The organism is Bradyrhizobium sp. Pha-3 (assembly GCF_042258325.1).
In the GTDB taxonomy this organism is placed as follows: Bacteria; Pseudomonadota; Alphaproteobacteria; order Rhizobiales; family Xanthobacteraceae; genus Bradyrhizobium; species Bradyrhizobium elkanii.
On the sequence record NZ_CP170151.1, the window covers coordinates 8,948,431 to 8,974,052 of the forward strand.

The 25,622-nt window shown below is 65.1% G+C and carries 23 protein-coding genes and 1 pseudogene; 14 read left to right on the forward strand and 10 right to left on the reverse strand.

Annotated features, from left to right (window positions below; translation table 11 throughout):
• Positions 1-27: 27 nt before the first annotated feature.
• Positions 28-1,209, reverse strand: coding sequence for a substrate-binding domain-containing protein (locus ACE10X_RS42735; RefSeq protein ID WP_375763844.1), 1,182 nt, complete (start codon positions 1,207-1,209; stop codon positions 28-30).
• Positions 1,210-1,387: 178 nt separating this feature from the next.
• On the opposite strand from ACE10X_RS42735, the gene ACE10X_RS42740 reads away from it, so the two are divergent.
• Both ACE10X_RS42740 and ACE10X_RS42745 read left to right on the forward strand, forming a co-directional pair.
• Complete coding sequence (locus ACE10X_RS42740) at positions 1,388-1,831, forward strand: MarR family winged helix-turn-helix transcriptional regulator (RefSeq protein ID WP_038387042.1); 444 nt, start codon at positions 1,388-1,390, stop codon at positions 1,829-1,831.
• 161 nt (positions 1,832-1,992) lie between these two features.
• Positions 1,993-2,427, forward strand: a complete 435-nt coding sequence (locus ACE10X_RS42745) for a VOC family protein (protein ID WP_038387043.1) — start codon at positions 1,993-1,995, stop codon at positions 2,425-2,427.
• Between the two features lie 59 nt (positions 2,428-2,486).
• Here the strand turns inward: ACE10X_RS42745 and secA are convergent, their stop codons facing one another.
• Complete coding sequence (secA, locus tag ACE10X_RS42750; RefSeq protein ID WP_038387044.1) at positions 2,487-5,351, reverse strand: preprotein translocase subunit SecA; 2,865 nt, start codon at positions 5,349-5,351, stop codon at positions 2,487-2,489.
• Positions 5,352-5,742: 391 nt separating this feature from the next.
• Between secA and ACE10X_RS42755 the strand changes: the two genes are divergently transcribed.
• Both ACE10X_RS42755 and argJ read left to right on the forward strand, forming a co-directional pair.
• Entirely contained in the window at positions 5,743-6,669 is a 927-nt protein-coding gene (locus ACE10X_RS42755) for a peptidylprolyl isomerase (protein ID WP_038387045.1), read from the forward strand.
• A gap of 342 nt (positions 6,670-7,011) precedes the next feature.
• Complete coding sequence (gene argJ, locus ACE10X_RS42760; RefSeq protein ID WP_038387046.1) at positions 7,012-8,271, forward strand: bifunctional glutamate N-acetyltransferase/amino-acid acetyltransferase ArgJ; 1,260 nt, start codon at positions 7,012-7,014, stop codon at positions 8,269-8,271.
• Between the two features lie 162 nt (positions 8,272-8,433).
• Here argJ and ACE10X_RS42765 read toward each other — a convergent pair.
• Positions 8,434-9,252: pseudogene (locus ACE10X_RS42765) on the reverse strand (pilus assembly protein); the annotation flags it as partial.
• 182 nt (positions 9,253-9,434) lie between these two features.
• Between ACE10X_RS42765 and ACE10X_RS42770 the strand changes: the two are divergent.
• Positions 9,435-9,845, forward strand: a complete 411-nt coding sequence (locus ACE10X_RS42770) for a (deoxy)nucleoside triphosphate pyrophosphohydrolase (RefSeq protein WP_028343243.1) — start codon at positions 9,435-9,437, stop codon at positions 9,843-9,845.
• Positions 9,846-10,337: 492 nt separating this feature from the next.
• On the opposite strand, the gene ACE10X_RS42775 is transcribed toward ACE10X_RS42770, so the two are convergent.
• The gene (locus ACE10X_RS42775; protein ID WP_038387047.1) at positions 10,338-11,180 is read right to left on the reverse strand and encodes a methyltransferase domain-containing protein; all 843 of its coding nucleotides are present in this window, start codon (positions 11,178-11,180) and stop codon (positions 10,338-10,340) included.
• Positions 11,181-11,258: 78 nt separating this feature from the next.
• Here ACE10X_RS42775 and ACE10X_RS42780 point away from each other — a divergent pair, with 78 nt between their 5' ends.
• The 5 genes from ACE10X_RS42780 (at position 11,259) to ACE10X_RS42800 (ending at position 14,288) form a co-directional block, all read left to right on the forward strand.
• Entirely contained in the window at positions 11,259-12,068 is an 810-nt protein-coding gene (locus tag ACE10X_RS42780; RefSeq protein ID WP_375763845.1) for a ComF family protein, read from the forward strand.
• Between the two features lie 29 nt (positions 12,069-12,097).
• Positions 12,098-12,370, forward strand: coding sequence for a glutaredoxin 3 (grxC, locus tag ACE10X_RS42785; RefSeq protein ID WP_038387049.1), 273 nt, complete (start codon positions 12,098-12,100; stop codon positions 12,368-12,370).
• Positions 12,370-13,248 carry a carbon-nitrogen hydrolase family protein gene (locus ACE10X_RS42790; RefSeq protein ID WP_375763846.1) on the forward strand — a complete coding sequence of 293 codons (879 nt, stop codon included), beginning with the start codon at positions 12,370-12,372 and terminating at the stop codon, positions 13,246-13,248. Before grxC ends, ACE10X_RS42790 begins: the two co-directional genes overlap by 1 nt.
• Positions 13,245-13,715, forward strand: a complete 471-nt coding sequence (locus ACE10X_RS42795; RefSeq protein WP_038387051.1) for a DUF1178 family protein — start codon at positions 13,245-13,247, stop codon at positions 13,713-13,715. Before ACE10X_RS42790 ends, ACE10X_RS42795 begins: the two co-directional genes overlap by 4 nt.
• A gap of 132 nt (positions 13,716-13,847) precedes the next feature.
• Positions 13,848-14,288: an EamA family transporter gene (locus ACE10X_RS42800; protein WP_038387052.1), complete on the forward strand. Its 441-nt coding sequence runs from the start codon at positions 13,848-13,850 to the stop codon at positions 14,286-14,288.
• Positions 14,289-14,346: 58 nt separating this feature from the next.
• Here the strand turns inward: ACE10X_RS42800 and ACE10X_RS42805 are convergent, their stop codons facing one another.
• The 4 genes from ACE10X_RS42805 to ACE10X_RS42820 all read right to left on the reverse strand — a co-directional run bounded on the left by ACE10X_RS42805 (position 14,347) and on the right by ACE10X_RS42820 (position 17,495).
• Positions 14,347-15,246 carry a DMT family transporter gene (locus tag ACE10X_RS42805; RefSeq protein ID WP_038387053.1) on the reverse strand — a complete coding sequence of 300 codons (900 nt, stop codon included), beginning with the start codon at positions 15,244-15,246 and terminating at the stop codon, positions 14,347-14,349.
• 168 nt (positions 15,247-15,414) lie between these two features.
• Positions 15,415-15,696 (reverse strand): GIY-YIG nuclease family protein, encoded by a 282-nt coding sequence (locus tag ACE10X_RS42810; RefSeq protein ID WP_038387054.1) that lies wholly within the window; start codon positions 15,694-15,696, stop codon positions 15,415-15,417.
• Positions 15,697-16,218: 522 nt separating this feature from the next.
• Positions 16,219-17,013 (reverse strand): bifunctional 2-polyprenyl-6-hydroxyphenol methylase/3-demethylubiquinol 3-O-methyltransferase UbiG, encoded by a 795-nt coding sequence (gene ubiG, locus ACE10X_RS42815; RefSeq protein WP_038387055.1) that lies wholly within the window; start codon positions 17,011-17,013, stop codon positions 16,219-16,221.
• A 14-nt stretch (positions 17,014-17,027) separates the two neighbouring features.
• Positions 17,028-17,495, reverse strand: a complete 468-nt coding sequence (locus ACE10X_RS42820; protein WP_016843303.1) for a PH domain-containing protein — start codon at positions 17,493-17,495, stop codon at positions 17,028-17,030.
• Positions 17,496-17,704: 209 nt separating this feature from the next.
• Here ACE10X_RS42820 and ACE10X_RS42825 point away from each other — a divergent pair, with 209 nt between their 5' ends.
• The 3 genes from ACE10X_RS42825 to prfA all read left to right on the forward strand — a co-directional run bounded on the left by ACE10X_RS42825 (position 17,705) and on the right by prfA (position 22,855).
• Complete coding sequence (locus ACE10X_RS42825; protein ID WP_038387056.1) at positions 17,705-18,961, forward strand: aspartate kinase; 1,257 nt, start codon at positions 17,705-17,707, stop codon at positions 18,959-18,961.
• A gap of 489 nt (positions 18,962-19,450) precedes the next feature.
• Positions 19,451-21,718, forward strand: a complete 2,268-nt coding sequence (ptsP, locus tag ACE10X_RS42830) for a phosphoenolpyruvate--protein phosphotransferase (protein WP_038387057.1) — start codon at positions 19,451-19,453, stop codon at positions 21,716-21,718.
• Positions 21,719-21,775: 57 nt separating this feature from the next.
• Positions 21,776-22,855, forward strand: a complete 1,080-nt coding sequence (gene prfA, locus ACE10X_RS42835) for a peptide chain release factor 1 (RefSeq protein WP_038387058.1) — start codon at positions 21,776-21,778, stop codon at positions 22,853-22,855.
• 31 nt (positions 22,856-22,886) lie between these two features.
• Here prfA and ACE10X_RS42840 read toward each other — a convergent pair whose 3' ends face one another.
• Together ACE10X_RS42840 and ACE10X_RS42845 are read right to left on the reverse strand one after the other, a co-directional pair.
• Positions 22,887-23,357: a MarR family winged helix-turn-helix transcriptional regulator gene (locus ACE10X_RS42840; protein WP_038387059.1), complete on the reverse strand. Its 471-nt coding sequence runs from the start codon at positions 23,355-23,357 to the stop codon at positions 22,887-22,889.
• Between the two features lie 148 nt (positions 23,358-23,505).
• A complete protein-coding gene (locus tag ACE10X_RS42845) occupies positions 23,506-23,946 on the reverse strand; it encodes a hypothetical protein (protein WP_244435932.1) in 441 nt (146 codons plus the stop codon).
• Positions 23,947-24,238: 292 nt separating this feature from the next.
• Between ACE10X_RS42845 and ACE10X_RS42850 the strand changes: the two genes are divergently transcribed.
• Positions 24,239-25,594, forward strand: coding sequence for a substrate-binding protein (locus ACE10X_RS42850; protein ID WP_038387061.1), 1,356 nt, complete (start codon positions 24,239-24,241; stop codon positions 25,592-25,594).
• The last annotated feature ends 28 nt before the right edge of the window (positions 25,595-25,622 follow it).

The window sequence follows — 25,622 nt, forward strand, 5'->3', positions numbered from 1 at the left end:
CGGCGAGCGCGGCATCGCCCGGTCCATCTAGATCGTCCTGATCACATTGAAGTCGAGACCGTCGGCCTCGGCAAGATAGATCGGCATTTCGGCGCGGCCGTCGCGGATGGTGACGGTGCCGCGGGCGCCGTTGTAGACGAGGTTGTGCGCTGCGGCGGACAACGGTCCGATCGACAGCGAGCGCGCCTGATTGGCCGCCGCCTCGAGAAAGCGCATCCCCTCATAATTGGACTGCCCGACCGAGCCGATCGGCGGCGCATGCGCGCCGAACATCGCGCGGTAGCTGGTCCGGAAGTCGTCATTGGCGCGCGAATCGACGCAGCCGAAATAGCCGGAGGCGCAGAACAGGTTCTCGGTCGAGTCCGGCCCGATGCCGAGCATCACGGTCTCGTCCATCGCGCCGGCGTAACGCAGCGTGGTCGCCGCAAGCCCGGCCTCGGCGAAGGCGCGGTTGAAGGTGATGCTGTCGGTGCCGATCAGGGTGATCAGCACGACGTCGGGCTTGGCGGCGCGAATCCGCGCCAGATGCGGCTCGTGATTGTCCTCGCCGAGCGGGACGAATTCCTCGCCGACGACATGGCCGCCGGCCTCCTTGATGTAACGCTTCACCGCGCGATGCGATTGCCAGGGCCAGACATAGTCGCTGCCGATCAAATACCAGCGCTGCGCCTTCTTGACCTCGGTGAGCCAGTGGATCGCCGGCCGGCTCTCCGCGCGCGGCGTCTCGCCGATCGCCATCACCCCCGGCGTCCGCTCGCCGCCCTCATAGACCGGCGTGTAGACATAGGGGATGCGGCCGGCTGTGACCTTGCGCAGCGCGAGGCGCACCGCCGAGATATGTGAGCCCATGATGACGTCGATCTCGTCGAACGCGATCGCCCGTTCGGCGCGGCGCACCACCTCCTCGATGGGCCCGCCGGCGTCGTACATCGACAATTCGACCTCGCGGCCGCGGATGCCGCCGCGGCGGTTGATCTCGGCGACCGCGAGCATGACGCTGTTGGCGGAGATCGGCCCCCAGATCCCGGGCGCGCCGGAGAAGGTGATGAAATTGCCGATCCGAAGCTTGCTGTCGGTGCCGCCGCGGCGCGAGGAGCCCGGCTTGACGGTCAAAGCGACATCGGCCGCACAGGATGACGGACTTCGAAACAGGTGCGGCGGCGGGACGGGCAAGCCGCCATACGCCTGGAAAGAGACCGTCGAGAGCACGCCAACTCCTGTCTGGGAAGCAGTACGCAACGCAGCCAGCGGGCGGTCACGGCATCCGCCCTTTGGTTGGGGGAATATCCTAGGGGAAAATATTGAATATTCAACAATTGAAGTGCATATAGAAACGGCATGAGTTGCCGGACATTCATTCACCGGGTCAGGAACCAGGTCTCACGCCGTGGCTAAACCGCCGAAAGAAAATTCCCCGATCACCGAACACCTCACCTACCTGCTCGCGCAAGCCAACCGGGAGATCAACCGGCAGTTGGAGACGCGGCTGGCCAAGGAAGGCGTGCCGGTCGAGCAGTGGCGCATCCTGAAAGTGCTGTCCGACGGCAACGGCCATTCGATGGGCGAGCTTGCGGATGCTGTGCTGCTCAACCATCCGACGCTGACCAAGATGATCGACCGCATGGTGTCGGACGCGCTGGTCTACCGCGTCCAGGATCCCAAGGATCGCCGCAAGGTGCTGATGTTCGTCTCCGACCGCGGCAAGGCGCTGTGCCGGCGGCTCAACTCGCTCGCGGTGAGCCAGGAGGAGCACATCGTCGAGAGCTATGGCGACAAGTCGACCACCGAGCTCAAGCGCCTGCTGGAAAGCCTGATCGGCAGCGCGAATTAAGGCCGCGCCGGCCCGCCCCTATCGAAACCCATCGAAAAAAGACCGGCAGGAAATGTCGGGATGCAGCGGTTTGGTGCGTCCTTGGAGCGCGCCCTGCGGCGCAGCCTTCGCGTGTCGTCGCGCAGGTTCCCCGGATCGACAATTAGCGAGGACACCCCGTCATGACTTCGATCACGCCGTTCCTCTGGCTCGACAACAACGTCCGCGATGCCGTCGCCTTCTACCAATCGGTGTTTCCGAACGCCAAGATCGAGACCGTCAGCGATTTCATGGCGACCTTCGAGCTCGAGGGGCAGCGGTTCCACGCGCTCAATGGCGGGCCGCAGCACAAGTTCAACGAGGCGGTGTCGTTCTTCCTGAGCGTCGAGACCCAGGAGCAGGTGGACTACTTCTGGGAGAAGCTCACCGACGGCGGCCAGGAATCGCGCTGCGGCTGGCTCAAGGACAAATTCGGCCTGTCCTGGCAGGTGATCCCGACCGCGCTGGGCCGCTATCTCAGCGCCCCCGATCGCAAGGCAGCCGACCGCGCGATGCAGGCGATGCTGAAGATGCAGAAGATCGTGATCGCCGATCTCGACAAGGCCTTCGCCGGCTGAAGGCGCTGCGGCTCGACGGGCGGGCCAGTCGCCCGCCGCCTCACCGACGTTGCGACGGCTTACGCGTACCGCCCGTGGCAGTGCTTGTACTTCTTGCCTGACCCGCAGGGGCAGTCCTCGTTGCGGCCGACCTTGCCCCAGCTTGCGGGGTCGTTCGGATTGCGGTCGGTGGCAATCATCCCCGGCGCCAGCGAGGCCTGGGCGTAGGTCGCCTCCGTCAGGCGGGCCTGCGCGAACTCGTCCTCGCCGGTGTTGGGATCGAGCTTGTGCGCCTCCATCAGCGGCAGCGGCTGCGGCGGCTCTTCCGGCGGCACGATCTCGACCCGCATCAGCTGCGCGGTGACGGCCTCGCGCAGATGCGCGCTCATCTCCTGGAACAGGTTGAAGGCTTCGGTCTTGTACTCCTGCAACGGGTCGCGCTGGCCATAGCCGCGCAGGCCGATCACCTGGCGCAGATGGTCGAGCATGATCAGGTGCTCGCGCCAGAGATGGTCGAGCGTCTGCAGCAGGATGGTCTTCTCGACGTAACGCATCACGTCGGGACCCCATTGCGCGACCTTGGCCGCCATGCGCTCGTCGACATGGGTCTCGATGCGGGTCAGCAGCTCCTCGTCGGCGATGCCCTCTTCCTTCGCCCATTCGTCGACCGGCAGATCGACATCGAGCACGCGCTTCAACTCGTCCTTGAGGCCCGCGGTGTCCCACTGCTCGGCATAGGCGTGCTCGGGAATGTATTTGGTGACCACGTCCTCGACGAAGGCATGGCGCATGTCGGTCACGGTCTCGACCACGCTGTCGTCCTTCATCAGGTCGACGCGCTGGTCGAAGATCACCTTGCGCTGGTCGTTCTGGACGTTGTCGAACTTCAAGAGGTTCTTGCGGATGTCGAAGTTGCGCGCTTCGACCTTCTGCTGCGCCTTCTCGAGCGCCTTGTTGATCCAGGGATGGATGATGGCCTCGCCTTCCTGCAGGCCGAGCCGCTGCAGCATGCTGTCGAGCCGGTCGGAGCCGAAGATGCGCATCAGATCGTCTTCCAGCGACAGGAAGAACTTCGAGCGGCCGGGGTCGCCCTGACGGCCGGAGCGGCCGCGCAGCTGATTGTCGATCCGGCGGGATTCGTGACGTTCGGAGCCGATGATGTAGAGGCCGCCCGGCTTCTTCACGGTTTTCGCGGGCTTGTTGCCCTTGGGGGGCTCGACCTCGAAATCCTCTTCCGCTTTCAGCACGATCTCGCGGAAGCGCTCGATGTCGGCCTTGATCTGCTCGATCTTCTTGGCCTTCTCGGCTTCATCCGTGATCCCTGCGGTCTCCTGCTGGATCCGCATATCGAGCGAGCCGCCGAGCTTGATGTCGGTGCCGCGGCCGGCCATGTTGGTCGCGATCGTGATCGCGCCCGGCACGCCGGCTTCCGCGACGATATAGGCTTCCTGCTCGTGGAAGCGCGCGTTCAGCACCGCGAACAGCTTTGCCGGCTTGCCGGCGCGCGCGGCGGCATAGAGCTTCTCCATGCCGGATTCGGACGTGAAGTCGATCTGCTTGTAGCCGTGCTTCTTCAGGTACTCGGCCAGCACTTCCGACTTCTCGATCGACGCCGTGCCGACCAGCACCGGCTGCAGCCGCTTGTTGGCGCGCTCGATCTCGGCAAGGATCGCGGCGTATTTCTCGTTCTGGGTGCGGTAGACCTCGTCGTCCTCGTCGAGGCGCGCCACCGGCAGGTTGGTCGGGATCTCCACGACCTCGAGCTTGTAGATGTCGAACAGTTCGTCGGCTTCGGTCAGCGCCGTGCCGGTCATGCCGGACAGCTTCTGGTACATCCGGAAATAGTTCTGGAAGGTGATCGAGGCCAACGTCTGGTTCTCGGGCTGGACCGTGACGTGCTCCTTGGCTTCCAGCGCCTGGTGCAGGCCTTCCGAATAGCGGCGGCCCTGCATCATGCGTCCGGTGAACTCGTCGATGATGATGACCTCGTCGTCGCGGACGATGTAGTCCTTGTCGCGCGTGAACAGCGTGTGCGCGCGCAGCGCCTGATTGACGTGATGCACGACGGAGACGTTCTCGACGTCGTACAGCGAGTCGCCCTTGAGCTGGCCGGCGTCGCGCAGCAGGTTCTCGAGCTTCTCCATGCCGCCTTCGGTCAGCGTCACCGTGCGCTGCTTCTCGTCGACCTCGTAGTCGTCCTTCTTGGCGAGCTTCGGCATGAAGGTGTCGATGGTGTTGTAGAAATCCGAGCGGTCGTCGAGCGGGCCGGAGATGATCAGCGGCGTGCGCGCCTCGTCGATCAGGATCGAGTCCACTTCGTCGACGATTGCATAGAAGTGCTCGCGCTGGACCATGTCCTCCAGGCGGTACTTCATGTTGTCGCGCAGATAGTCGAAGCCGTATTCGTTGTTGGTGCCGTAGGTGATGTCGCAGGCATAGGCGGCCTTGCGCTCGGCGTCGTCGAGGCCATGCACGATCACGCCGGTGGTCAGCCCCAGGAAGGCATAGATCTGGCCCATCCAGCCGGAGTCGCGGCGGGCGAGGTAGTCGTTGACGGTGACGACGTGGACGCCCTTGCCGGCGAGCGCGTTGAGGTAGACCGCGAGCGTCGCAACCAGCGTCTTGCCTTCGCCGGTCTTCATCTCGGCGATGTCGCCCTCGTGCAGCACCATGCCGCCGATCAGCTGAACGTCGAAATGGCGCTGGCCGAGCGTCCGCTTGGCCGCCTCGCGCACCGTGGCGAAGGCCGGAACCAGGATGTCGTCGAGCGTCTTGCCGCTGGCGAGCTGCTGCTTGAATTCGGCGGTGCGGGCCTTGAGCTGATCGTCCGTCAGTTTGACGAGCTCGGGCTCCAGCGCGTTGATGGCGTTGACTCGGGACTGATACCCCTTGACCCGACGGTCGTTGGCGGAGCCGAAAAACTTGCGGGCGAGCGCGCCGATCATGCGAAATTCCTGTTCTTCGGTCTCGGGTTCGGTCTTCGTTCAGTCTTGAAGTTCGGTCTTGGAATTCAGTCTGGATTACAGCCTGAGATGGTCCGCCGGATCGCCTATCAACTCACCGTGACGCGCTACGGTTCGAGCCCCGGCCCGGAGCTCCTCCGCCAATTGAGTGGGAAACAGGCCATCCTGGATTCAACGGCGAAAAACGCAGCAAAATAAGCGCTCTCACCGCTGACGCGGTTGGCCAGAGATATGGCCCGGTCGGGGGGTTGTCAACGTTGGCAAGATGTCAAGGAATTCATCATTTTGACAAGACTTTCGCGTTGCCAATGTAACACGATTGGGCGAGTGTCCGCCCCGCTCGAGCTTCCCCCCTTTGAGACAAGGATTTTGCATGACCACCTCGCCTCCGGAAACCAAAACCGGCCTGCGCCTCGGCCTCGCCACCCTGGCCGCGACGGGCTGTCTTGTCGCAGTGCTGGCTGCCGGCCTCCCGGTCCGGGCCGCGGAATCCGACCCGGTGCTGGCGAAGGTCAACGGTTCGGAGATCCACGCCAGCGACGTGGCGCTCGCCGAGGAGGAACTCGGCCCGAGCCTGCAGCAGATGGACCCCTCGACCCGCAAGGACAACGTGCTGTCCTTCCTGATCGACATGAAGATCGTGTCCAAGGCCGCCGAGGACAAGAAGATCGAGAACAATGACGACTTCAAGAAGCGGCTCGCCTTCACCCGCAACCGACTGTTGATGGACAGCCTGCTTGCCAGCGAGGGCAAGTCCGCGACCACCGACGACGCCATGAAGAAGGTCTATGAGGAGGCCGCCAAGCAGATCACCGGCGAGCAGGAGGTGCGCGCCCGCCACATCCTGGTCGAGACCGAGGACGAGGCCAAGGCGATCAAGACCGAGCTCGACAAGGGCGCCGACTTCGGCGAGCTCGCCAAGAAGAAATCCAAGGACCCCGGCGCCTCCGACGGCGGCGACCTCGGCTTCTTCACCAAGGAGCAGATGGTGCCGGAATTCTCCGCGGTCGCCTTCTCGCTCGAGCCGGGCAAGATCTCCGATCCGGTCAAGTCGCAGTTCGGCTGGCACATCATCAAGGTCGAGGAAAAGCGCAACCGCAAGGCGCCCGACTTCGAGCAGGTGAAGGCCCAGATCGAGACCTATGTGACCCGCAAGGCGCAGGCCGACTATGTCGCCAAGCTGCGCGAGGCCGCCAAGGTCGAGCGCATGGACAAGCCGGCCGACGCCGCCGCGCCGGCGGATGCCGCCAAGGACGCGCCGAAACCGGCCGACAACAAGATGGCGCCGCCGAAGAAGTAAGCTTCGCGAACGTAGTTGCTGTTGCGATGGCCGGGCATGTCCCGGCCATTTGCGTTTTTGCTCCGCCTTAACCTCCCCTTGAAAAGGGGAGGTCGCTTTGCTCGCCAGAGCAAAGCGGGTGGGGATCTGCTCTCTCAGCATGCAGCGGCATCCGCGGCTGACCCCCATCCCGACCTTCCCCCTTTCAGGGGGAAGGAGCAGATGGACACGACCCGTTGGGCTCTATCGGGACTACGGCTTCCTTGAACAATTCATGACAGCGCGTTCGCATCGCAGCCCTCTCCCGCTTCTCACGGCGAGATGTTATGGAGCGCTTCCCTCCCCGTAGCCGGAAGCTTCCCGATGTCCACCGCCGTCTCCCCCCTCGCCCCGCCCGACGTTCCCGAGATGCCCGTGATCGCGGGTGTGCGGCTTGCGACCGCTGCCGCCGGCATCCGCTACAAGGGGCGCACCGACGTGCTGCTCGCGGTGCTCGACAAGGGCACCACGGTGGCCGGCGTCTTCACCAAGTCGAAGTGCCCGTCGGCGCCGGTCGAATGGTGCCGCGCCAAGCTGAAGGGCGCAGGATCTTCTAAAAAAGGATCGGCGCGCGCGCTGGTGGTCAATTCCGGCAATGCCAACGCCTTCACCGGCAAGACCGGCAAGGCGTCCACCGCGTTGACCGCCCAGATCGCGGCGAAGGCGGTCGGCTGTTCGACATCGGACGTGTTCCTCGCCTCCACCGGCGTGATCGGCGAGCCGCTCGACGCCACCAAGTTCGACGGCGTGCTGGCGCAGCTCGCGGAGACCGCGACCCCCGATCGCTGGATGGACGCGGCGAAGGCGATCATGACCACCGACACCTTTCCGAAGGTGGCGACCGCGACCGTGAAGCTCGGCAAGGCCAAGGTGACGATCAACGGCATGGCCAAGGGCGCCGGCATGATCATGCCCGACATGGCGACCATGCTGTCGTTCGTCTTCACCGACGCGCCGCTGTCGGCATCGGTGCTGCAATCCCTGCTCAAGGCCGGCGTCGAGGACACCTTCAATGCGCTGACCATCGACGGCGACACCTCGACCTCGGACACGCTGCTCGCATTCGCGACCGGCACTGCTGCCGCCAAAGGCGCGCCGAAGATCTCGCGCGCCAGCGACCCGCGGCTGAAGGCCTTCACCAAGGCGTTCCAGCAGATCCTCGCTGATCTGTCCGAGCAGGTGGCGCGCGACGGCGAAGGCGCCCGCAAGCTGGTCGAGGTCGTGGTCGAGGGCGCCACCACCAAACCGTCGGCGCGCAAGATCGCGATGTCGATCGCCAATTCGCCGCTGGTGAAGACGGCGATCGCCGGCGAGGACGCCAATTGGGGGCGCGTGGTGATGGCGGTCGGCAAGGCCGGCGAGCCCGCCAACCGCGACAAGCTCTCGATCTCCTTCAACGGCATCCGGGTCGCCAAGAGCGGCGCGCGCGACCCGTCCTACGACGAGAAGGAGGTGTCGGAGGCGATGAAGGCGCCGAAGATCCAGATCAAGGTCGCGCTCGGCCTCGGCAAGGCCAAAGACCGCGTGCTGACGTGCGACCTCACCAAGGAATACGTCGCGATCAACGGGGACTACCGGTCGTAATGGTACACCTCTCTACCCGTCATCCTGAGGAGCGCGCTCTTGCGCGCGTCTCGAAGGATGCACGGCCCGGATGCGCCAGCACGGAAAGAGCCGGGCCGTCGACCCTTCGAGACGCCGCTTCGCGGCTCCTCAGGGTGACGGTGAGGCAGCGCTGGTCGTTCGCTAGCTCGAGATCCGCGCGTCGGCGACCGCCTTCTTGAACAGCGCGTTCATCGCGTCGGCGATGCCTTGCGTCGGGCTGACCTCGAAATAGAAGCCCGGCGATGCGCAGGCCTGCATGTTCTGCGCGATCTGGCTGTTCGGCGACGGACCGAACGGGCCCTGGTTGAACGGATCGATCCAGGTCATGTACCAGTTGTTGGTCGGCAGCTGCAGGTAAGTCGTGTAGAGCACCGCGATCTTGATGCCGCGGTTCTTGATGGCCGTGCACAGCGCCGGGTTGATCGGCGACTGGCAGCGATTGCCGCCGCTGATCGGCTTCAGGCAGCTTGAATTCGGCTCGTCGGCCACGCCGTCGGAAACGAAGAACAGATATTTCATCGGCGCCGCGGACGTGCCCGGGCCCGGCGCGCTGATCGCGTTGCTGATGGCCGGAAGCACCGTCGAGAACTGGCTGTCCTTGTCGGCGGTGTAGGAATCGTTGTTGCCGTAGACGCCCATCAGGTCGATGTTGCCGGCCGCGGATTTGGCGCTCGACAGGCTGGTCGACAGCGAGAGCAGCGCGCGCAGGCCGATCGTCTTCGACGAGGCGCCGAAATCGTAGATCGCCATCCGGTACTGGCTGGCATAGGTCGCGGTGTTCGCGGCCGTGTCCATCAACTGCTGGGTCGCGCTGCGCAGCACGTCGATCCGCGTCGTGACGCCGAGCGTCTTGGCGAGATTGTAGTAGTTGTTGGCGTCATTGTAATCGTGACAGGCGAAGGCGCACTGGTCGGACGTGTTGTTGACCATCTTGGTCACATCGGCGGGCGTCGCCGCGAGGTGCTCATGGGTTATGTCGGCAAAGAATATGATGGGCGGATAAATGAGAACCTTCACCTTGCCGGATGCGAATTAAGGCCGGCTTATCGCAATCGCGGAAAGCCGCGCGGGCACAAATCGATTGGCTGGCGGCGCGTTGCTGGTTAATGAAAGCTTGCAGACTGGAAGGAATCCCCCACCGCATGGCTGACATCAAGCTGACCCTCGTCGTCGCCTGCGCGCTTGTCGATGCCGACAAGCGCGTGCTGCTGGCGCAGCGCCCCGAGGGCAAGGCGCTGGCCGGCCTGTGGGAATTCCCCGGCGGCAAGATCGAGCCCGGCGAGCGGCCGGAGCAGACCCTGATCCGCGAGCTGCATGAGGAGATCGGCATCACCGTGAGCGAGCCGTGCCTCGCGCCGCTGACCTTCGCCAGCCATGCCTACGAGACCTTCCATCTGCTGATGCCGCTCTACATCTGCCGGCGCTGGGAGGGCATCGCGGTGGCGCGCGAGGGCCAGAACCTCGCCTGGGTCCGCGCAAGCAAGCTGCGCGACTACCCGATGCCGCCCGCGGACATCCCGCTGCTGCCGCATCTGATCGATCTGCTGCTGTGATCCTCGTAGCCTCTTCCGCTTGCGGGGGAGGCGCGCTGCCAAAATATCGAAAACAACCCCATGCAAAGTAGGTGGAGGTGGCCGGCGTTCGACCGGGCGACTTGACACGTCGGGCAACTCACTAATATATTTCCAATATTCCGAAATCGCGCAGGCGCACGCTCGGCGGCCTCGTGAGAGAAGTTGGCTCGCATGGACAACTGCGATCCGGAGAAAGGTGAGCAACGGCAGCAGCCCCCGCTGCTACCGCGTTTGCTGTGATTTCGTGGCGCCTATAAGCGGGCCGCCCGTAAGGGACGCACGCTAGACGGGCTCCCTCCCCCCTTGCGGGGGAGGGTTGGGGAGAGGGGTGCCACACGGCGGACTCTCTCAGCATGCATCTTGAAGACGGGCTCAGAATTGAGAAAGCGATGATCACAATGGTATCTCGCCCGGGGCTACCCCTCTCCCGCAAGGGGAGAGGGAGCCGTCGTATCGTGCGCCCCTAACAGCTCAGCGCTTCACCTGCTTCACCGCCGCCTCCAAGCTCGCTTTCGCCGAGCCGGGCTTGAGCGGCTTCGGCTGGCTTTCATGCGGCGCCCAGCCGGAGAGCCAGACGATGTCGAAGGTGGCGCGGATGCGGCCGTCGGGATCGGCGAAGCGCTCGCCGTAGATTTGCGCCATCCGCAGCATGGTGGCGCGGCGGGTTAAGGTGTGACGGCGCTCGCGCAGCACATTGGTCGCGCCCATCCGCCGCAAATCGGCCATCAGCGCGAACGCGCTGGCATAGCGCACCACGACGCGATCGACGTCGGTGACTGGAAGCGCGAAGCCGGCCCGCTGCAACAGCGCGCCGATATCGCGCAGATCGGCGAACGGCGCGACGCGCGGCGAGGCCCCGCCCTCGCACTCGGCCTCTGCTGCGGCAAAGCTTTGCCGCAGCTCGGTCAGCGTATCGCCGCCGAGCATCGCCGCCAGCAGCAGCCCGTCCGGCTTCAGCGCGCGGCGAATCTGCGCCAGCACGCCCGGCAGATCGTTGACGAACTGGAAGGCCAACGCGGAGACCACAAGATCGCGCGACTCCGGCGCCAGTCCGAGCGATTCCGCCTCGCTGAATCCGATCGCATCGACCGCGGCGACACGTCCGCGCAGGACGTCCGCGAGCCCGTCACCCGGCGTCCAGACATCGGCCGCCGCCGAAAAGCTGCGTGACACCGCCAGCAACCGATCCGTCATGTCTTCGGTAGCGCGATCGAGCAGGAACGTCGCCGCCCCCTCGCGCCGCGCGCGCGCCAGCCGCGCGCCGAGCAACGCGCGGTCGAACAGGATGGGAGCCGTGGCCGGGGTCGTTGCCATGTCCGCTGGTTACGCCGGACCGCCGCCGCAGGCAATGCGCCTTGAGCCGGCGTTGCTCAAACGCTAGCCTCGCCCGCCATGGACGCCGAGGCATCACCGACACGCTCCATTACCGGTCACGTCCAGCGCGCGCTTGGCGCGGTCGGGGGTGCGTGGCTGCGCACCGCGCGGCTGGCACTCGATATCGCGCTGCCGACGCTATGCGTTTCGTGCCGTGAGCCGGTCGATGGCGAGGGGGTGTGCGCGATCTGCTGGGCCAGATTGTCGTTCATCGCGCCGCCGTTCTGCCCGCGGCTCGGGATTCCCTTTGTCTACGACCCCGGCCCCGAGCTGCTGTCGATGGAGGCGATCGCCAATCCGCCGGCCTACAGCAGAGCCCGCGCCGCGGTGCGCTATGACGATGTCGCGCGCACGCTGGTGCACGCATTGAAATACCAGGATCGCACCGATCTGGCGCCGACAATGGGTCGCTGGATGGCGCGGGCGGAGAAGGAATTGCTCCGCGAAGCCGATCTGCTGGTTCCGGTTCCTCTGCACTGGCGGCGCGGCTGGAGCCGGCGCTACAACCAGTCCGGGGCGCTCGCCAAGGTGATCGCGCGCCAGAGCGGCGTCAAAATGGCTGCCGAAGCGCTGCGGCGCATCCGCGCCACCGAGCAGCAGATCGGGCTGTCACGCAAGGACCGCGCCAGCAATGTCCAGGGTGCATTCGGGGTCGCCGATGAACGCAAGGCTGACGTCCAGGGCCGCCGTGTGATCCTGATCGACGACGTCCTGACCTCGGGCGCGACAGTGGATGCCTGCGCGCGGGCGCTGCTCCGCGCCAAAGCCGCGCAGGTCGACGTGCTGGTGTTTGCCCGGGTTGTCGATACCCACCGCGCTCCCATATAATCTGACATTCTGGTTCAACCGAGCGCACCATGACCGCTGCCATTGAAATCTACACCCGCCCGGGCTGCGGTTATTGCACCGCGGCCAAATCGCTTTTGACGCGCAAGAACGCCGCGTTCACCGAATTGAACGTCGCCAGCAACCCGGCCTATCGCGACGAGATGTACGGTCGCGCCGGTACCGGCTCGACCTTCCCGCAGATCTTCATCGGCGAGACCCATGTCGGCGGCTGCGACGAACTCTACGCGCTCGACCGCGAGGGCAAGCTCGACGGCCTGCTCAGCAACGGAGGCGGCGCCTGATGAGCACGGACAACATTTTCACCGCCGCCATGGTGCAGATGCGCACCGGCCTCTTGCCGAAGCCGAGCCTCGAGCAGGGCACGCGGCTGATCCGCGAGGCCGCGGCGCAGGGCGCCAAGTACGTGCTGACCCCCGAGGTCAGCAACATGATGCAGCTGAACCGCAAGGCGCTGTTCGAGCATCTGGCGAGCGAAGAGGACGACACGTCGCTGAAGGCCTATCGCGCGCTGGCTGCCGAATTGAAGATCCATCTGCATATCGGCTCGCTGGCGCTGCGCTACTCGCCGGAGAAGGCGGTCAACCGTTCGTTCCTGATCGGGCCCGAGGGCAATCTGCTCGCGAGCTACGACAAGATCCATATGTTCGATATCGATCTGCCGGGCGGCGAGAGCTACCGCGAATCGGCCAATTATCAGCCCGGCGAGACCGCCGTGATCTCCGATCTGCCCTGGGGCCGGATCGGACTGACGATCTGCTACGACGTGCGCTTCCCGGCGCTGTATCGCGCGCTGGCCGAAGCCGGTGCGTCGTTCCTCACCGTGCCGTCCGCCTTCACCCGCAAGACCGGCGAGGCGCATTGGCACACGCTGCTGCGCGCCCGCGCCATCGAGACCGGCTGCTTCGTGTTCGCGGCAGCGCAGGCCGGCCTGCATGAGAACAAGCGCGAGACCTTCGGCCATTCGCTGATCATCGACCCCTGGGGCGAGATCCTCGCCGAGGGCGGCGTCGAGCCGGGCGTGTTCCTGGCCGAGATCGATCCGGCCAAGGTCGAGACCGCGCGCAAGACCATTCCCTCGCTGCAGCATGGCAGGCGTTTCGGCATCGCCGACCCCAAGGCCGGCCCGGAACACCTGCACCTCGTCCGGGGTTCGGCATGATCCGCTACACGCTGCGCTGCGAGCGCGGCCACCAGTTCGAGAGCTGGTTCCAGAGCTCCTCGGCCTATGAATCGCAGGAGCGGCGTCACCTGATCGATTGCCCGTCCTGCGGCTCTGACAAGGTCGAGCGCGCCATCATGGCGCCGCAGGTCGTCAGCAAGAAGGGCCGCGAACCGGCTCAGCCGGCGCCGGCCGCCCCCGTCGAGGCGACGCCTAACGAATCGACGTCGCTGATGATGGCGCAGGAGCGCGAGCTGCGCAGCAAGCTGAAGGAGCTGCGCGACCACATCGTGAAGAACGCCGACAATGTCGGCGACCGCTTCCCGAACGAAGCGCGCAAGATGCATTACGGCGATATCGAGCACCGGCCGATCTATGGCGAAGCCTCGCCCGAAGAGGCCCGCGCGCTGATCGACGAAGGCGTCGAGGTCTCGCCGCTGCCGACGCTGCCGGAAGACCGGAACTAGGGCGAGCCGCTTACATCCTCGTCATTGCGAGGAGCGAAGCGACGAAGCAATCCAGCTTCGTGCTTGTTGCGCCATGGATTGCTTCGCTTCGCTCGCAATGACGGGTGAGGCCAATCGCGCTGAGCGTCCAAGATGACCCCCGACTCATTCTCCTCCTGGCAGGTCTGGGCGTTTCTTTCTGCCGTGTTCGCCGCGCTGACCGCGATCTTCGCCAAGGTCGGCGTCGAGGGCATCAACTCCGATCTCGCCACCCTGATCCGTACCGTGATCGTCTTGATCACGCTGTCGGCCATCCTGTTCGCGACCGGGCAGTTCACCCAGTCCGGCCCGATCTCGACGAAGAGCTGGCTGTTCCTGCTGCTGTCCGGGCTCGGCACCGGCGCGTCGTGGATCTGCTATTTCCGCGCGCTCAAGCTTGGACCGGCCACACTCGTCGCGCCGATCGACAAGCTCAGCGTGGTGCTGGTGGCGCTGTTCGGCGCCACCTTCCTCGGCGAACGCCCCTCGGCCTATGGCTGGATCGGGATCGCGCTGATCTCCGCGGGCGCGGTGCTGGTCGCAGTCAAGGGCTGATAGCGTTTTCGAGCGAAGTGGGCACCGGTTCGCGTGAAGAAACGCGTCAAGCAAGAGTCTACGCAGCGATCAATAAGGCGACGCCGATCACGATCAGGACGATGCCGAACACCTCGCGCAGCGAGAACGGCTGCTTGAGCGAGAAATACGCCACGCCCTGCGCGAACAGCACCTCGATCAGCGCCAGCGTGCGCACATTAGCGGCGGCGGTGAGCGCGAACGCCAGGAACCAGAATTGCGATGAGAACGCGCCCATGAAGCCCGCGAACATCGAGGGCCGCCACAGGCCGAGGATTTTTCGCAGCACGTCGGGCGCGCGCAGCAATAGATAGACCGACAGGATCAGCGTCTGGACGAACAGGCTCCACATCAGCGTGTAGGAGGCCGCCGTCACAAACGAGACGTCCGGCACGGCAATGATGGCGCCGCGGAAGCTCACCGCCGAGATCGCGAACACCGCAGCGGCGCCGAGGCCGAGCACGGTCGGCCGCAGATCGGCAAAGCTCTTTTTCCCGCCGGGTCTGAGCGCGGTGACGACGACGCCGATGGTCGCGATCACGATCGCGATCACCTTGGAGGTCGTGAGATGGTCGCCGAGGAAGATGAAGCCGAAGATCGCGGTCTGGATTGCCTCGGTCTTCATGTAGGCCGTGGTCACCACGAAGGAGCGGTCGTTCATCGCCAGCAGCATGAAGCCGGTGCCGACGATCTGGCTGAGTGCGCCGGTCACCAGCCACGGCCAGAACGACTGCGCCGGCCACGGCACGCGATCGCCGGTCAGCAGCACCGCCAGCGCGAAGAACACCACCGAGAACGGCAGGCCGAACAGGAAGCGGATATTGGTCGCGCCCCAGGTCCCGAGCGGCCCGGTCAGATGCCGCTGCATCGCATTGCGCGCCACCTGCCCGAACGCAGCGACGATGGTGAAGGGAATCCAGAGCGAGGCGATCGTGAACATGGGGGATAAGGAAGGTGTGCCGGCGGGGGACACGCACAGGGTGCCGATTGCCGCTGACGCGGTCAACCGAGTGGGCGCATGACTGGATTGCGCAGCGTCCACAAACTCGCCGTCGTCCCTGCGAAAGCAGGGACCCATAACCACAGGAAGCGGTTCGTGGCACACCAGTCAGACAAGCAGATCGCTAAGGTCTCGCCACTCCGGATTTTCGCGCTCGATCAGTTCGATCTTCCAGTCACGCTTCCATTTCTTGAGCTGCTTCTCACGCGTGATGGCCTCTTCTGCGAGTTGGTAAGTCTCGACATGCACGAGGCGACACACGCCGTACCTTTTGACAAACGACGAGCCTTTGCCAGCCTTATGCTGCTCGAGCCTTTTCTGAACGGAATTCGTCACGCCGATGTACAGCGTGCCGTGGCGCCGGCTGGCGAGGATGTAGACATAGTACATGCTCGGAACGCGGACCTCGCCCGATTATCTGGGCCGGTGGTTATGGGTCCCTGCTTTCGCAGGGACGACACCTTTCGGGAGGCAACAACGTCTCACATTTCCACCGATTGCACTACAATCTCGCTGTCGTCCCTGCGAAGGCAGGGACCCATAACCACAGGGAGCGGTTTGGGGCACGGTGCTTGAACGGAAGATAAGACGGATGGTGTTGATCAGATTCCGAAGCAGGTCCTGAACCAAGATCGCACTCAACAACCAGGGCCGGTGGTTATGGGTCCCTGCTTTCGCAGGGACGACACTGTTCGGATGCCGACAGCGTCCCACATTTCCATCACTCCCGCCACAAACTCCGTGTCGCCCCTGCGGAAGCAGGGGCCCATAACCACAGGGCGCAGTTTGGGCACGATGGGCAGCCGGCGATATGCAACGGTCGGGGCGCTGACCGCGTCCACCAATTAGGGCCGGTGGCTATGGGTCCCTGCTTTCGCAGGGACGACACCGGTTATGCCGGTGCAGATCGCCTCACACCTCTTCCGCCACCACCATGTAGTTTACGTCCATGTCGGTCGACACGGTCCATTTGTCGGCGAGCGGGTTGTAGACCACGCCGGCCTGTTCGGTGACGGTGAGGTTGACGTCGCCGAGATAGCGCTCGAGCTCGGCGGGGGTGACGAACTTGCTCCACTCATGGGTGCCGCGCGGCAGCCAGCGCAGCACGTATTCGGCGCCGACGATCGCCAGCGCGAAGCTCTTCCAGTTGCGGTTCAGGGTCGAGACCACCATCAGCCCGCCGGGCTTGAGCATGACAGCGCAGCGCTTGATGAAGGCGCCGACGTCGTTGACGTGCTCGACCACCTCCATCGCCAGCACGATGTCGAAGCGCTCGCGGGCGTCCATCTCCTCCACCGTGGTGCAGCGGTAGTCGATCGACAGATGGCCCTTGTCGGCGTGCAGCTTCGCGGCAGCGATGTTGGTGGCGGAGGGATCGATCCCGATCACCTGGGCCCCTAACCGCGTGAATGGCTCGCAGAGCAGACCGGCGCCGCAGCCGATGTCGAGCAGGCGCAGGCCGGACAGGCAGCTGAGGCTCTTGGCGTTGCGCTCGAACTTGCGGCAGGCGGCGTCGCGGATATAGGTCAGGCGCAGCGGGTTGATCTTGTGCAGCGGCGCCATCTTGCCGCGCGGATCCCACCATTCATCGGACAGTTTCGAGAATTTCGCGACCTCGGCCGGATCGACCGAGCTGGCGGAGGCATTGGCGGAGGCATTGGCGGAGGAACTGGCGGAGGAACTGGAAAGAGTTGATTGCGTGGCCATGATTGCGCGCGCCCCTATCGCGCGGTGATCGAATTGCGGAACGACAGCGGCGCGGCGATGGTCCTGATGGTCTCGATGCCCTCGCCGACGCCGCGGATGGTGACGTCGCCATAATTGAGCAGGCGCCCCATGATGCTCTGGTTGACGTCGACGCTCTCGACCTTGTCGAGGCTCATCTCGAAGGTGCGCCGCTTGATGAAGCCGCTCTTGTGCACCACGCGGAAATTGGTGACGTCGGTTTCGGTGGTCCAGCGGTGGAACCAGGCCGCGGCGGTCCAGTACAGCGCCGCGACCGCGACCACGGCGGCGGCCGCCAGGCAGGCCATCACGAGGCCGTCGACCGTCGTCATCCGCGACAGGATCAAGAGCGCCAGCACCACGATCCAGGCCCCGATCGCCGGCAAATAGAACATCCAGTGCGCATTGGTGGAATACAGCACCTTCTCGCCAGGCTGCAGGATCTCGTCGATATAACGTCCCATCCAATCCGCCTTCGAGTTGTCCCGTGTTACCCGTGCGCCACAACCCGCCCGCAACCGGTCAAAACACCCCCAAAAGACGCTCGAGGGCCCCCTACCTACCGGCTTGCCCCCGGGCGCGGCGCTATGTATACGCGCGTTTCGGTCCCCGCGCTTGCGGTTTTCGGCGTGGGTTAACCTACTTATCCTCTTAAAGGAATAGACGCGTCGTCATGGGCCGCCTCGTGATGAAATTCGGCGGTACGTCCGTCGCCAATATCGATCGTATCCGCAACGTCGCGCAGCATGTGAAGCGCGAGGTCGACGCGGGCCACGAGGTCGCCGTCGTCGTCTCCGCGATGTCCGGCAAGACCAATGAGCTGGTGGCCTGGTGCACCGATGCCTCGCCGATGCACGACGCGCGCGAATATGACGCGGTGGTCGCCTCCGGCGAACAGGTCACCTCGGGCCTGCTCGCGATCGTGCTGCAGGGCATCGGCATCCAGGCGCGCTCCTGGCAGGGCTGGCAGATTCCGATCAAGACCTCGGAGGCGCATGCTTCGGCGCGCATCCTCGATATCGACGGCACCGAGATCATCACCCGCTTCAAGGAGCGCAAGGAAGTCGCCGTGATCGCCGGCTTCCAGGGCATCAATCCCGACACCGGCCGCATTACCACGCTCGGCCGCGGCGGCTCGGACACCTCGGCGGTGGCGATCGCGGCCGCTCTGCGCGCCGACCGCTGCGACATCTACACCGACGTCGACGGCGTCTACACCACCGACCCCCGCGTGGTGCCGAAGGCGCGCCGGCTCGACAAGATCGCCTTCGAGGACATGCTGGAACTGGCCTCGCAGGGCGCCAAGGTGCTGCAGGTTCGCTCGGTGGAACTCGGCATGGTGCACAACATGCCGATCTTCGTGCGCTCCAGCTTCGACAAGCCAGAGGATATCGACCCGCACGCCAACCAGCCGCCGGGCACGCTGATCTGCAGCGAGGAGGAAATCATGGAAATGCACGTCGTCACCGGCATCGCCTTCTCCAAGGACGAAGCCCAGATTTCCGTGCGCCAGATCGAGGACAAGCCCGGCGTCGCCGCCGCGATCTTCGGGCCGCTCGCGGATGCCAATATCAATGTCGACATGATCGTGCAGAACGTGTCCGAGGACGGCAAGACCACCGACCTCACCTTCACCGTTCCGGCCGGCGACTATAACCGCGCCAAGGACACGATTACCGCCGCCAAGGCCAAGATCGGCTACGCCAGGCTCGATACTGCAACCGACGTCGCCAAGGTCTCGGTGATCGGCAGCGGCATGCGCAGCCATGCCGGCGTCGCGGCCAAGGGGTTCAAGGCGCTGGCCGACCGCAACATCAACATCCGCGCCATCACCACCTCCGAGATCAAGTTCTCGGTCCTGATCGACGCCGCCTACACCGAGCTCGCGGTCCGCACGCTGCACACGCTGTACGGCCTGGACCAGGCGTAAATATTACGGGGAACCTCTCCCCCTGTCGGAGAGGATTGCTTCGCGCAGCGAAGCGGGGTGAGGGTCTATCTCCGCGGATGGAGACCCCTCATCCGTCGCGGACTTCGCATAGCCGATGCGCAGCATCGGCGTCTTCCAGGGACGGCGGCCCGTGGGCCGCCTGTGGACACCTTCTCCCACAGGGGGAGAAGGGAAGAGGGTCTCCCCAGCCCCGCCTCGGAGTTAGAATTTCTCTTAGCGGGCGCAGCATTGGGCTGACGCAGACGTTATTTGCTACTGGCAGGCGTTTTGCTTGGCAAAGCAAGCCTCGATTGGCTATACGGCCAGTCAGGTAGGCTGTCGCAAACTGTGGCACAGTTTCGGTGATCGCGAATCGGCGGGAACTGGCGAGCGGCGACACCGAATGACTAAAATTGTTGTTTTTGACGAGTTTTGCGCCAGCGGCCGGCCGCACCGGTGCGCCGGCTTCGTGGGGAGGGACTGAAACACATGCGGAGCGCGTCGGGAGGCCCCCGCATCCTGTTGAGACGGCTTCGCGAGACCATGGCGGAGCAAGTCTCCGCCCAGGAGCGGCTCGACAAGATCGTGGTGCTGATCGCGGCCAACATGGTGGCCGAGGTCTGCTCCTGCTATGTGCTGCGCATCGACAACACGCTCGAGCTCTATGCCACCGAAGGTCTGAACCGCGACGCCGTCCACCGCACCGTGATGAGCGCGCATGAAGGCCTGGTCGGCCTCGTCGCCAGCGAGGCGACGCCGCTCAATCTGTCCGACGCGCAGAGCCATCCGGCCTTCGCCTACCGCCCGGAGACCGGCGAAGAGGCCTACCACTCGTTCCTCGGCGTGCCGATCCTGCGCGCCGGCAACACGCTCGGCGTGCTCGTGGTGCAGAACCGCGCCAAGCGCACCTATGTCGAGGAAGAGGTCGAGGCGCTGCAGACCACCGCCATGGTGCTGGCGGAAATGATCGCCTCCGGCGAGCTTGCCGCGCTGGCGCAGCCCGGCGCCGAGCCCGCCGCGCGGCACTCGCTGCACAAGACCGGCGCGGTGCTCTCCGACGGCATCGCGCTCGGCCATGTCGTGCTGCACGAGCCGCGCGTCGTCATCACCAACTACATCGCCGAGGACCTGCCGAAGGAGATCAAACGGCTCGACACCGCGCTCGCCAATCTGCGCGCCGATCTCGACCGCATGCTGGAGCGCGGCGATGTCGCCGACGGCGGCGAGCACCGCGAGGTGCTGGAAGCCTACCGCATGTTCGCCAACGACCAGGGCTGGTCGCACAAGCTGCATGAGGCGGTCGCCACCGGCCTCACCGCGGAAGCCGCCGTCGAGCGCGTGCAGTCCGACACCCGCGCGCGCATGCTGCGCTCGACCGATCCCTATCTGCGCGACCGCCTGCACGACCTCGAGGATCTCGGCCATCGCCTGATGCGGCAGCTGGTCGGCCAGGACCATGCGCCGTCGCGCGAGCAGCTGCCCGACAATGCCATCCTGATCGCCCGCGCGATGGGCCCCGCGGCGCTGCTCGACTATGACCGCAAGCGGCTGCGCGGCCTGGTGCTGGAGGAAGGCACCGCGAATTCCCACGTTTCGATCGTGGCGCGCGCGCTCGGCATTCCCGCGGTCGGCGAGGTGCCGAACGCGCCCGGCATCGCCGATCCGGGCGATGCCATCATCGTCGACGGCATTTCCGGCGAGATCTATGTCCGCCCCTCCGCCGAGATCGAATCCGCCTATGCCGAGCGCGTCCGGTTCCGGGCGCGGCGGCAGGCGCAATATTCGGCACTGCGCGACAAGGCCTGCGTGACCAAGGACGGCCAGCCGATCGAGCTTCTGATCAATGCCGGCCTGACCATCGACCTGCCGCATATCGACGACACCGGCAGCGCCGGCATCGGCCTGTTCCGCACCGAATTGCAGTTCATGGTGAGCCCGAACCTGCCGCGCTCGAGCGACCAGCTCGCGCTGTACCGCACCGTGCTCGACGCCGCGGGCACCAAGCCCGTCACCTTCCGCACGCTCGACATCGGCGGCGACAAGGCGCTGCCCTATATGGAGACCGTGATCGAGGAAAATCCCGCGCTCGGCTGGCGCGCGATCCGGCTCGGCCTCGACCGTCCCGGCCTGCTGCGCGGCCAGATCCGCGCGCTGCTGCGGGCTGGCGGCGGCCGCGCGCTGAAGATCATGTTCCCGATGATCTCGGAAATCGCCGAATTCGATCAGGCCAAGGCGATCGTCGAGCGCGAGCTGACCTATCTGCGCCAGCACGGCCATTCGCTGCCCGAGCGGATTGATATCGGCACCATGGTCGAGGTGCCGGCGCTGCTCTACCAGCTCGACGAGCTGCTGAAGAAGGTCGACTTCGTCTCGGTCGGCTCCAACGACCTGTTCCAGTTCCTGTTCGCGGTCGACCGCGGCAATGCCAAGGTTTCGGAACGCTTCGACATTTTGTCGGCGCCGATCCTGCGCGCGCTGCGCGATATCGTGCGCAAGGCCAAGGCGGCGAAGAAAGCCGCCTCGCTGTGCGGCGAGATGGCGTCGAAGCCGATCGGCGCGCTGGCACTGATCGCAATCGGCTACCGTTCGCTTTCATTGTCGGCAACTGCGCACGGCCCGGTCAAGGCGCTGATCCTCGACCTCGATGCCAAGAAGGCCGAGGCGATGATCAATCCGCTGCTGGACGCGCCGGTCGGCAGCGTCTCGATCCGCGCGGCGCTGACGAAGTTTGCGGAAACCGAGGGGCTGGCCTTGTAGCGACGCTGCCGTCGCCGCTGCCGCCCTTCCGTACCTTCCGCAATTCGAGATACCGCCATGCTACCCGAAGCTAAACTCGACGTCCTGCTCGCCCATCATGCCTCGCTCGAGGCCGAGCTGCTCGGCGAGGTCAAGTCCGAGCGCTATGTGCAGATCACGCGCGAGCTCGCCGAGCTCAACCCGCTGATCGACGCGGTGAAGCTCTATCGTTCCGCGCGTAGCGAACTCGCCGATACCGAGGCGATGCTGGCGGATGCCGGGACCGATCCCGAGATGCGCAGCATGGCGGAAGCCGAGCTGGAAACGCTGCAGGCGCGGCTCGGCGAGCTCGAGCAGCAGATCCGGATCGCGCTGTTGCCGAAGGACGCGATGGACGACCGCAACGTGATGCTGGAAATCCGCGCCGGCACCGGCGGCGACGAGGCCTCGCTGTTCGCCGGCGACCTATTCCGGATGTATGAGCGCTTCGCGTCCTTGCAGGGCTGGAAGGTCGAGGTGATCTCGGCGAGCGAAGGCACCGTCGGCGGCTACAAGGAAATCATCGCCGAGGTGCAGGGCCGCGGCGCGTTCGCCAAGCTGAAATTCGAATCCGGCGTGCACCGCGTGCAGCGCGTGCCCGACACCGAGACGCAGGGCCGCATCCACACCTCGGCCGCCACGGTCGCCGTGCTGCCCGAGGTCGAGGACGTCGACGTCGATATCAAGGACACCGATTTAAGGATCGAGACCATGCGCGCGGGCGGCGCCGGCGGACAGCACGTCAACAAGACCGAATCGGCGATCCGCATCACCCATCTGCCGACCGGCATCGTCGTGATGATGCAGGACAGCCGCTCGCAGCACAAGAACCGGGCGTCGGCGATGAACATCCTGCGCTCGCGCATCTACGATGCCGAGCGCCAGCGCGTCGAGGCGGCGCGCTCCGCCGACCGCAAGGAGAAGGTCGGCTCCGGCGACCGCTCCGAGCGCATCCGCACCTATAATTTCCCGCAAGGGCGAGTCACCGACCACCGCATCAACCTGACGCTCTACAAGCTGCCGCAGGTGATCGCGGGCGAAGCGCTCGGCGAATTGATCGACGCGCTGACGACCGAGCACCAGGCGGCACAGCTCGCCGCGCAGGGCGCCGCAGCCTGACGCGCGCCGCTTGCGCCGGCGGATGCTACGCTCAGTCCTCGCCGGAAGACGGCGAGGACTTTAGCAAGCGGCGCAACGCCGGGCTCGCGACGCGGCGCAGTTCCTCGATGTTCTTCTTCGAGACCGCCTGGAGCTTCTGCTCGCCCTTTGCCGTCAGCCTGAGCTGGACCCGCCGCGCGTCGTCGGGATCGGCAAGGCGGCTGACCAGCCCGAGCTTTGCCATGCGGTTCATCAGCTCGACGGCGGAGTGATGCCGGATCAGCAGAAACCGCGCGATGTCGCCGACGGTCGGCGGACCGGGGTCGACGAAACCCTTGATGCCGAGCAGCGCCTGATGCTGCCGCGGTGTCATTCCGGCCTTCCGGGCCCCCTCCTCGCTGAATGCAAGAAACCTCCGCAACTCGTAGCGAAACTGCGCCAGCGCCCGGTAGTCCACCGTCGCGGCCGCGGCCTTGCGTTTCGTTGCGCCGGCTGGCGCTCGTCGTTGCTTGGGTTGCGGCATTCGATCGTCCTGCTGCTGGCTCGCTCCGCCGGACGGCAGACGCCGCGCAACGCTATCAAGCCCGCGCCGGACGCACCATACTACCGGTTATCCTTCCACTCATGTTTTCAACGGTTTGACGGTCGAGCGGCGGCGGGGCCGGGCAGGCTCAGGGCTGCGGCCAGCGATCGTAGGTCGAGCTCAATATCTTCAGCAACACGATCTGGAAGGCGACCGGAATCCGCGGGCTCCTGCGGCGAATGGATTTCTCCAGCGCCTCGGTGATCTCGCTCTTGGTGAGATGCCCGGCCGAGGCGCGCGCGACCAGATCGCCCCAGACCTCCGACAACGACTTGCCGGTGTGATGCGGAGACGGGATCGTTATTCCGCGCGTCGCGGCCCAATCGATGATCTCGCGCATGGTTTGCCGTCCGCAATTTCGCGCCGTCGCGAGATGGCGCGCGGTGAGCAGGCGCAGCAGATCGTCCGGCGGCGTCCAGCCCATCTTCGGCGGCACTTCGTCGAGCAGCTCGACCGCCAGCTCCTTCAGGACGTTGACCGCGCGGATGCTCAGGCTGCCCGATTGCTCGGCGCCACCGTGCTCGGTCACGGCGTGCTCTCCGGCATTTCCGGTGCGACTTGAAGGCTCCTGGATCATCGCTCCCTCACTTACAGGACCCGCACCCGGTCGGTAAACCCTCGATGCATCGTAGAACGATATTAATTCTATCGTAGGCCGATATGATTCGACGAAAGGTGACATTGACTAAATATGCCGGTGGGGAATTGTAGCTGTGACAGGCTGCTCGATTGCAGCCGGCGCATCGTGCCGCCGATCGATCCGATCCGGCGACGAGTGAACATGCGCGGCAACAATCAATATAATTGGAGGATACTGAGCGATGAGCACCAAGGATTTTCGGCCGGGCAGCGCCCTGAACGTTTCGCGCCGCACTTTGCTGCAAGCCGGCGCGGGCCTGATCGGCGGCACCGTGCTGCCGGCCTCGATCGCATCGCGGGCATTCGCTGAGGACCATCCGGCGATCGGAACCTATCCCGCGGGCACGTCGGGCTCTTCGGCCTTCATCGGCATCTCGGTGCCGCGCACCGGCACCTATGCGGTGCAGGGCGAGGATGAGCTCAAGGGCTACCAGCTCGCGATCGAGCACATCAACAGCGGCCACGAGATGATCAAGAAGATCTCGCCGAAGACCAGCAAGGGCGTGCTCGGCAAGGAGCTGAAGTTCGGCGTCGCGGATTCCGCGGCGAAGCCGAACGAAGCCGTGCAGGCGCAGCAGCGCTTCATCTCCGAGAACAAGGCGGTGATGATCACCGGCGGCACGTCGAGCGCGGTCGCGGTGGCGCTGAACAAGCTGGCGCAGCGCGAGAAGGTGATCTTCGTCTGCGGCATTTCCGGCTCCAACGACACCACCGGCAAGGATTGCGTGCGCTACGGCTTCCGCCAGAACTTCTTCGGCCAGACCGCCGCGGCGGCGATCGCGCCGGTGCTGATCAAGCAGTTCGGCAAGAACAAGAAGGCCGCCTACCTCACGCCCGACTACACCTACGGCCACACCGTCACCAAGTCGATGCAGGACTACCTCGCCCAGGCGGGCTGGACCACCGTCACCAACCAGGTCTCGCCGCTCGGCGCGCCGGACTATTCGTCCTATCTGCTCAACGTCGCGAATTCCGGCGCCGACGTGCTGATCAACGTCAACTGGGGTCACGACGCCGTGCTGTCGACGCAGCAGGCCAAGCAGTTCGGCGTGCTCGACAAGATGAAGCTCGTGGTGCCCTACCAGGTGCCGTTCATCGCACGCGAGACCGGCGGCCTGATGCAGGGCGTTTACGCCGCGACCGACTATTGGTGGACCATCGAGGACAAGTATCCGCTGGCCAAGATGTTCAACGAGGCCTTCGAGAAGAAGTACGGCTACAAGCCGGAATGGGGTGCCGAGAACGCCTATGTCAGCTTCGCGCACTGGGCCCGCATGGTCGAGGAAGCCGGCAGCTTCTATCCGCCCGACGTCATCAAGGCCTACGAGAAGGGCGAGACGCTGCCTTCGCTGGTCGGCGACGTCCACTATCGCCCCGAGGATCACCAGTGCGTCCGCCCCGTCGTCATCGTCCGCGGCAAGATGGAAAAGGAGATGAAGAACAAGGAGGACTATTACGAGGTGATCGAGATCGTCCCCGGCGACGGCCTGATGCAGAAGCCGGATGCGTTCGGCTGCCATCTCGGCGACTACACCTGATTAACGTGGGAAGACTCGGCGCCGTGGG